The following is a 7568-nucleotide window of genomic DNA, read 5'->3' on the forward strand; positions in this document are numbered from 1 at the left end:
CTCATAGAACTCGAACGTTCTGGACGGCGAACTCACACACCAGCCGGTGAGGATACGGCCGCAGGTCCGAGAGCTGAGGAGCAGACGCCATGGGTAAGCACCGCATCCGGAGATCCCCCGGCCGGGCCGTCCGAGTGGCTGGCGTGGCCGCCGCCAGCCTCGCGGTCACCGCGGGCCTCGCGACCACCGCGAGCGCCGCGAGCGCCGCAACGCCCGAAACCGGCGACGGATCGGTCACGCTCTCGATCACCGAGCCCGTCAGCCTCAGCGGGACGGCGGCCACCACGGTCGACTGCTCAGCCGGGCGGCTCACGTACACGGCCTCGGCGAGTACCGCCACCATCGACGGCTACACCCTCTCGTTCAACGTCCTCGCGACCGGCTACCGCGGCCCCGGCAGCTACACCGGTGTCCTCACACTCCAGCTCACGCAACCCGATGGCAGCAACGTCACTCTGCCCGCCGGCGCCGTACCCACCAGCATCAGCGCGACTGGCGGCGTATCCACCGTCGACCTGACGACCCCCGCGGGGACGGCCATCGACGGCTCGCTTGCCTGGACGTGCTCGTAGTGGCGAGGAGCAGGAAGCGCCGCCGGTTCCACGCCGCAGCGGCGCTTGCCGTGGCCATGCTGGCCGCGCCGACGACTCTCGCCGTCGACACGCCGGCCCTCGCCGCGGCTTCGGCGTCGACACCGTCATGCGCCTGGCGGCTGGAGACAACGCCCTCTACTGCCAACGTGGCGCTCCCGGACAGCGACGCCGTGTACTGGACGACGCCGTTCACGGTCGAGGACGGTCTTAAGATCACGGTCGCGGGCTCCTACGCCGACGCCCGCTACACCTCCCTGACCGTGTACAGCTCCAACCGCGCCCCGTTCACGACCAACGGGGTCAGCTCTGGGCTCCCCGACTTCCTGACCGCCCCGGACGCTGGCAGCGTGAATCCGTGGCAACAGACCGCGGCACCGGGCGGCAACTTCACCGTCACGCTGACCCAGGACGTGGTGGCAGGCGAAAGCAACACGCTACCGCTGGCGCCGGCGGAAACCACGTCGGGCGCGACCGGCTACCTCATCTATCGCGTCTACCTTCCGGCCGGTGGGAATGCGGCCGACGTCCATCTGCCAACCCTTACCTTCACCCAGGACGATGTCTCGAACACGCCGCCGGTATGCGGCGCCAGCACCGCGGCCGACTCCGGGCCCGATATGGTCGCGTCCCAGCCAACCGTCACAGCCAGCGCGGCGAGTCCTCAGTTCGCGCGCGGCGCCTCGGGCACCGGCGGCCTTTTCCCGAATCTGGACAACGCCTACCTGTCGGCAAGCGTGACGCCGCCAGCCGACGGCTCGGTGCTCGTCGTGCACGGCAAGGCCCCCCGAACACCGACGGGTGACGATCCGGCTCCGTGGCCGGCCGCCGACGCCGATATCCGCTACTGGTCGCTGTGCGACAACCTGGCCAAGCCGCCGCTGCCTGTCGTCGTCAACACGCTACCCGACGGCAGTATCGACTATGGCTGCCGCGCGGACGACGCGACCAGTCTCGATTCCTCCGGCTACTACACCTTCGCGGTCGGCACTGAGGCGCAGCGGTCGGCGATCGACAGCATTCCGGGCGTCACCTTCGTACCGCTCTCCAGCGCCAGCCCGACCTCCCAGCACCTTCTGCTGTTCCGTAATCTGCTCGGCGCCGAGTTCGCCGAATCAGTCCAGAACGTTCCTTCCGATGACAGAGCGGCCACGGCTGCGGTCGTTATGAAGGCCTACTATCCGCGCACTACGTGGTGTTCGGTGACCATCCTCGCGGCCGGGGGCGCAGCGGCCTGCTTCGGATCGTGACGATCCCGTGGGTGGCCAGGCGCCCGCCCTGGCCACCCACCGCACAGATCTGCCCTGGGCCCACGCTGAAACCCTCTAGGCAGGCACCCCACCGGCACAACCCGGCGCCCGTCATCCGTTCCTTGTTTGTCCCGCGCCATCGCGACGGCAGCGTCGCGATGGCGCGACACATGCTGTTCACCTGATCGACATCTGACGTCGCCGAGACGCGACTTCGACGTTAGAATGACGTCATGACTACTGCCGAAGAGATCACGACCAACCTCACCATCCGGGCGCTCCCAGCTCGAGTACGTGCCACTCTGACCGCACGGGCGAAAGCGCGCCGGCAGTCGCTGAACGCCTACGTGCTCGACGTACTCAGCCGCGAGGCGACTACCCCGACCATGGACGAGGTACTCGCCGACATCGACAGCGCTCGCGCCTCGGTAGGGCTTACCACGGACGACGCGGTCGCCGCCGTACGCGCAGTCCGTGATGCGCAGGAGGCACGGTGGGGCTGATCGTCGTTGACGCGTCCGTGATCGTCGATCTACTCGCCGGGGATGACAGCCCACGGCGCAAGGCCGCGAGGGATCGTATGGCCAGCGGCGACGCCTCTTACGCCCCCGCCCATCTGGACATCGAGGTCATCTCGGCGCTCCGCGGCCTGGCCAGACGTACGAGCCGCCTAGCCGAGCACGCCCCGAATCTCGTCGCCAACCTGATCCGCCTACCGATCCGTCGCGAACTGCTCGGCGGGCCGACCGCCCAACGCGTCTGGGAACTTCGAGAAAACATGACCGCATACGGCGCCGGTTACGTCGCACTGGCCGAACAGATCGACGCCGTCCTTCTCACCTGTGACGCCAAATACATTGCCGCGACTGGCCCACGCTGCGCCATAGAACTAATCACATAGCGGTTGGCGATCGGGCTCGGACAGCCTCGGTACACACGGACTGCCGCGAACTCGCCGCCGAAGCGTCGACCGGCGAAGCGTCGACCGGCGACGATCCGCTCAGCCACCCGGCCATGATCAACATGACCGTGGTGACGTGGCGCGTCGGCCGGTTGGAACCTGCTTCGCGCCGAAAAGTGAACGTTCTGGTAGTCGATGAAGACCGCGACTCGCGGGGTCATGACGTACCCGATCTAGAAAAAAACCCCGCCAGTCGCGGAGGACGGCGGGGAGAAAGTCAGATCACCATAGGCACCCGACGGCCACGGCGCCAAACGGCCGAGGGCACAGCGCACGCCGAGGAGACCGTCTCCCCTCGTAGGCGACCCTCCGCGTCCGTGCGAGCGCTTTCCGCATACCAATCGGGACGGATCACCCAACATCGTTCGCTGTTTGTCCGATTTGCTGGTCCAGCACCATCACGATCAACAACGCGAGCGAGTCCTTCGACAGCGGCTCGTCCGCCTCGTCGATCCGGCTCAGATGCAGTCCCACGCCATCACCGTAGCCGACCATGTCACGGCGAGCCGCGCACCGATGGGCGACAGAAACGCCCCTGTGAGCTGGCAGGCGACGCACGTGAACACCGCGGACTTCGCGGGGCACCGCGACGGCGTATCCGGCTCGCCACGGATGTTGATAGCAGATCTTGCTAGCATATTACGCGTGACACGGACGATTACGCTTCGGCTCTCGGACGAGGCATACGAGGCGGTCAAGCGGTATGCCGAGGCAGCGGACACGTCGATGAACGCGTGGGTCGAGCGCGTGCTCGACGCCGAGGACATGCGCCGGCGCTGTGCCGCCCACGCTGCCTGGATGCGGGCGAACCCGGCGATCACCCAGGTGGCGCTCGCCTTCGGTGAGGCCAACCAGCGGGCACTCGCGGCGGCCGGGCTGCCCAACCTGGCGGGCGCCGCCGAATGAGGTCGCCGCGGCGCGGCGAGATCTGGACCACCCGCACCGGACCGACAGCCCAGGCGGTGCTGGTCATCAGTTCCACGGTTTACAACGAGATCGTCGATGAGCCGACCGTGCTGGTCGCGCTGGTCGTGGAGCACGCCACCGACGAGGGGTTCTGCGTCCGGCTGGGCGAGGGCCAGTGGGCTGTGATGGGCCTGGTCACGTTTGTGGCCAAGGCCGCGCTAGAAGAATACCTGCGCCGGGTCGACGTCCAGACGCTCACCGACACCAACACCATGCTTTTCAAGATCCTGGCCACGCCCGAACGCTGACGTCTCACGCGTGCTACGTTAATTTCATGATCGAAGTAACAGTTCGAGATCTCCGCAATCATGGCGGCCAGATTCTGGACCGGGTCGCAAACGGAGAGGCACTGACAGTGACCCGGGACGGTCATCCGGTCGCCGAACTCCGGCCCCTGCCACGCCGCCCGCTGTCAGCCGCGCTGCTGCTGGAGCGCTGGCGCGGTCTACCGCGTGTCGACCCGGTACTCCTGCGCGAGGACATCGACAGCATGCTGGACCCCGCACTGTGACCGATCCCGCCGTACGCCACCCGCGCGGGGTGCTCGACAGCAGCACGGTCATCCATCTGCCACGCATACCCGACCCGGACAGCCTGCCCGCGGAACCGCTCATCACCGCCATCACGCTGGCCGAACTCTCGGCCGGCCCACTCGTCGCGGCCACGGACGGCGAGCGTGCCAACAGGCAGGCCCAGGTACAGCAGGCCGAGGCCGACTTTGATCCGCTCCCCTTCGATGCCGCAGCGGCACGAGCGTTCGGACGGGTGGCGGCCTCGCTGCGCCAAGCCGGTCGCAAGCCTGCGGCCCGAGCGTATGACGCAATGATCGCCGCCACCGCGCTGTCCAAGAACCTGCCCGTATACACCTGCAACCCCGCCGACTTCGCCAGCATTGACGGGCTTACCGTCATTGCCGTCCCGGTACCTGCGACGGCAGAAGCCTGAACCTGCACCTTGGCCACTGACGTTCTCGGCCGCAAGTCAGGCCGCGCCGCACCCTGCTCTGCCAATAGCAGAACTCACAGACTTCCAATAGCAGGACGGCTAGGGCGTAGTCTGATGAGTCTTCGATCGCTTCGCCCCCCACCGAACGCTTCGCGTCCGTGCGGGTCCCTGTTCTCAATGCCCGGAAGGCATCCTGCCGCGTTGCCGTCGGTCCGGATAGAACACCGCTATCCGGGCCTGCTCCGCCTTGCAGGCACTTTCTGGATCATCGCCCACATCGACCACCATCCATCAGACACGCCCTAAAAGGCCTGAGTGGCGATGGGTGCATAGGCACGGATGAAAAGGGCGACGTTGGCTCGGATGGCGGTGTCGAGTTCCGGGGCGTCGCGATCGGAGGGCGCGGTGAGAGCGAAGGTGCCGAGTTCTGTCATCTGCCAGGAGGTCCCGATGATGAGGGCGAGGTATTGACCGGCGGCGCGGGCTGGGTCGTCGATGTTTAGGGCGCCGGCGTGAGCGAGGCGGGCAAGGTTGCCGATGAGGGCTGGCCATACGGGTGTGGTGACACGGGAACGCCACAAGGCTAGGAGCTGGGGGTGGCGGGGTGCCTCGGTCTGGATAACTAGGCGCAACGCGCTGGTGGTCGGGCTGGCGTAGACCGCTGTGATCCGTCGTGCGAGGTCAAGCAGGTAGGTCGAGGCGTCATCGACAGTCTCTACGCGTGCGGGAAATGTGTTCGTCGCGTTGCGTAGCGCGTCGAGGTTCGCTGTAATCATCTCGTCGATGACGGTGAGGAAGAGCTTCTCCTTGTCGCCGAAGTGGTTGTAGACAGTCTGGCGGGAGACCGGGGTGGCCGACGCGATGTCGTCGAGGCTGGTGGCGATGTAACCCTGCCGCGCGAAGACCTCGAACGCGGCTTTCATGATCGCCTCGCGTTTGGCCAGCCGGCCTCGGCCCAGCGCGACGGCGCTGGCACCCGCTGCGTCGATGGCCACGGACCCACGCTACCCTCCTGGACTCAGGTATCTCGAAAATTAGGCAACACCGTCCAAGAAGCTATGCAGATGCGTCTCACGGTGGCGCCGTTCGTCGCCCCAGCGAAAGAGTGGGAGAACTCATGTCGACTCAGGTTCCGCACACGGTGATCATTGGTGCCGGGCCGGCTGGCCTGACAGGCGCCTATCAGCTGGCCGCTCGCGGCGCGGCCGTCACGGTGTTCGAAGCCGACGACGTGGTCGGCGGGATCAGCCGTACCGTCGAGCGCGACGGCTGGCGATTCGACATCGGCGGGCACCGGTTCTTCACCAAGGTCGCGGCCGTCGAGGTGCTGTGGCACGAAATCCTGCCTGCCGAGGACTTCTTGCTCCGGCCTCGGATGAGCCGGATCTACTACCAGGGGAAGCTCTACGACTACCCGCTGCGCGCCCTCAACGCCCTGCGCAACCTCGGGCCTGGGCACGCGGCACTCGCGCTCGGGTCCTACGCCCGCACGCGGCTGCGTCCGCCGCGGGATCAGAGCAACTATGAGGCGTGGCTGGTCGCGCGCTTCGGTTGGCGGCTGTACCGGACGTTTTTCAAAACCTACACCGAGAAGCTGTGGGGAATCCCGGTCAGCGAGATGCCGGCGGATTGGGCCGCACAGCGGGTGAAGAACCTCTCGCTGTCCTCCGCGATCGTCAACGCGGTCCTCCCGAGGCGAAACCAGAAGGACATCACCAGCCTGATCGAGGAGTTCCACTACCCGAAGTACGGCCCCGGCATGATGTGGGAGACCTGCCGTGACAAGATCGAGAAGATGGGCGGAACGGTCACCTTGAACACCGCCGTCACGACCATCCACCATGAGCACGGACGCGCGGTCGCGGTCACCGTCCAATCGAAGACCGGCGAGCGCACACGGGTGCCGGCCGACCAGGTGATCTCCTCAACCCCACTGTCAGCCCTCGTGCTGGGCATGGACCCGCCACCGCCTGCCAAGGTCATTGAAGCGGCCAACGATCTGCGCTACCGCGATTACCTCACCGTCGCGCTCGTCGTCCCCGCCGAGTTCAGTTTTCCCGATAACTGGATCTACATCCATGACCCGGGCGTCAAGGTCGGCCGGATCCAGAACTACGGCTCCTGGTCGCCCTACCTCGTCAAGGAAGGGCGGACCTGTCTTGGTCTGGAGTTCTTCGTCTTCGAGGGCGACGACATGTGGACGAAGCTCGACGACGAGCTGATCGCGCTCGCCACCCGTGAACTGGAGCTGCTCGGACTCGTACGCCACGGCGCGGTCGAACGCGGCTACGTCGTGCGGGTGCCGAAGGCGTACCCGACCTACGACCAGTACTACCGCCATAACGTGGAGATCATCCGAGAATGGATCTCCGTGAATGTACCCAACGTTTACCCTGTCGGCCGCAACGGCATGCACCGCTACAACAACGCCGACCATTCCATGCTCACCGCGATGCGCACAGTCGAGAACATCCTCGACGGCACCCACCACGACATCTGGGCCGTCAACGTCGAAGAGGAATACCACGAACAAAAGACAGCGGCCGCGCCCTCCAACCGACCGATAGGCACCGGCCGCGACGCGCCCATCCTCCCGCGACGCGGCCACCCACGCCGTATTCAGTAGCGGACGATTTCGAGCGTGCGCGCCGGCCACGTACGGTCGCGCCGTAGGCCTCGCTGCTGATCATAGCCAGGCTGGTAGTAATGGCTTCCTGACCGCGGTGGGTCTTATCGGTCGGTCAGGAAGCCCAGGCGCGCTCCCACCGGTCAGTCGCCGCCGTGGCCTCTGGTGTACACGAGCGGTATTCGACATCGCTACGCCATACTGTCAGCTGGCAACGTCCCGCCTCGATG

The 7568-nt window shown here is 66.4% G+C and carries 11 protein-coding genes; 9 read left to right on the plus strand and 2 right to left on the minus strand.

Translation table 11 applies throughout. From position 1 onward, the window contains the following. Positions 1-89: 89 nt before the first annotated feature. From MJ785_RS03995 to MJ785_RS04010, 4 genes are all read left to right on the plus strand, one after another. Entirely contained in the window at positions 90-572 is a 483-nt protein-coding gene (locus tag MJ785_RS03995; RefSeq protein ID WP_239307825.1) for a hypothetical protein, read from the plus strand. Further along, the gene (locus tag MJ785_RS04000; protein WP_239307826.1) at positions 572-1840 is read left to right on the plus strand and encodes a hypothetical protein; all 1269 of its coding nucleotides are present in this window, start codon (positions 572-574) and stop codon (positions 1838-1840) included. The genes MJ785_RS03995 and MJ785_RS04000 overlap by 1 nt, the downstream gene beginning before the upstream one ends. 233 nt (positions 1841-2073) lie before the next feature. Continuing rightward, positions 2074-2343: a hypothetical protein gene (locus MJ785_RS04005; RefSeq protein WP_239307827.1), complete on the plus strand. Its 270-nt coding sequence runs from the start codon at positions 2074-2076 to the stop codon at positions 2341-2343. Beyond that, on the plus strand, positions 2334-2741 hold the full coding sequence (locus MJ785_RS04010) for a type II toxin-antitoxin system VapC family toxin (RefSeq protein WP_239307828.1): 408 nt from the start codon (positions 2334-2336) through the stop codon (positions 2739-2741). Before MJ785_RS04005 ends, MJ785_RS04010 begins: the two co-directional genes overlap by 10 nt. A gap of 411 nt (positions 2742-3152) precedes the next feature. On the opposite strand, the gene MJ785_RS04015 is transcribed toward MJ785_RS04010, so the two are convergent. Beyond that, on the minus strand, positions 3153-3296 hold the full coding sequence (locus MJ785_RS04015; protein ID WP_239380057.1) for a hypothetical protein: 144 nt from the start codon (positions 3294-3296) through the stop codon (positions 3153-3155). Between the two features lie 150 nt (positions 3297-3446). On the opposite strand from MJ785_RS04015, the gene MJ785_RS04020 reads away from it, so the two are divergent. From MJ785_RS04020 to MJ785_RS04035, 4 genes are read left to right on the plus strand one after another with little or no spacing between them, the layout of a single operon-like run. Beyond that, the gene (locus tag MJ785_RS04020) at positions 3447-3707 is read left to right on the plus strand and encodes a pilus assembly protein HicB (RefSeq protein WP_239307829.1); all 261 of its coding nucleotides are present in this window, start codon (positions 3447-3449) and stop codon (positions 3705-3707) included. Beyond that, positions 3704-4015: a type II toxin-antitoxin system PemK/MazF family toxin gene (locus tag MJ785_RS04025; protein ID WP_239307830.1), complete on the plus strand. Its 312-nt coding sequence runs from the start codon at positions 3704-3706 to the stop codon at positions 4013-4015. The genes MJ785_RS04020 and MJ785_RS04025 overlap by 4 nt, the downstream gene beginning before the upstream one ends. A gap of 26 nt (positions 4016-4041) precedes the next feature. Continuing rightward, the gene (locus MJ785_RS04030) at positions 4042-4278 is read left to right on the plus strand and encodes a type II toxin-antitoxin system Phd/YefM family antitoxin (protein WP_239307831.1); all 237 of its coding nucleotides are present in this window, start codon (positions 4042-4044) and stop codon (positions 4276-4278) included. Beyond that, positions 4275-4712 carry a type II toxin-antitoxin system VapC family toxin gene (locus MJ785_RS04035; protein ID WP_239380058.1) on the plus strand — a complete coding sequence of 146 codons (438 nt, stop codon included), beginning with the start codon at positions 4275-4277 and terminating at the stop codon, positions 4710-4712. Before MJ785_RS04030 ends, MJ785_RS04035 begins: the two co-directional genes overlap by 4 nt. A gap of 302 nt (positions 4713-5014) precedes the next feature. Here MJ785_RS04035 and MJ785_RS04040 read toward each other — a convergent pair whose 3' ends face one another. Further along, the gene (locus MJ785_RS04040) at positions 5015-5707 is read right to left on the minus strand and encodes a TetR/AcrR family transcriptional regulator (protein WP_308194817.1); all 693 of its coding nucleotides are present in this window, start codon (positions 5705-5707) and stop codon (positions 5015-5017) included. Between the two features lie 122 nt (positions 5708-5829). Here MJ785_RS04040 and MJ785_RS04045 point away from each other — a divergent pair, with 122 nt between their 5' ends. After that, the gene (locus MJ785_RS04045; protein ID WP_239380059.1) at positions 5830-7338 is read left to right on the plus strand and encodes an NAD(P)/FAD-dependent oxidoreductase; all 1509 of its coding nucleotides are present in this window, start codon (positions 5830-5832) and stop codon (positions 7336-7338) included. Positions 7339-7568: the final 230 nt, after the last annotated feature.

Source organism: Protofrankia sp. CiT1, from assembly GCF_917627335.1.
GTDB lineage: Bacteria > Actinomycetota > Actinomycetes > Frankiales > Frankiaceae > Protofrankia.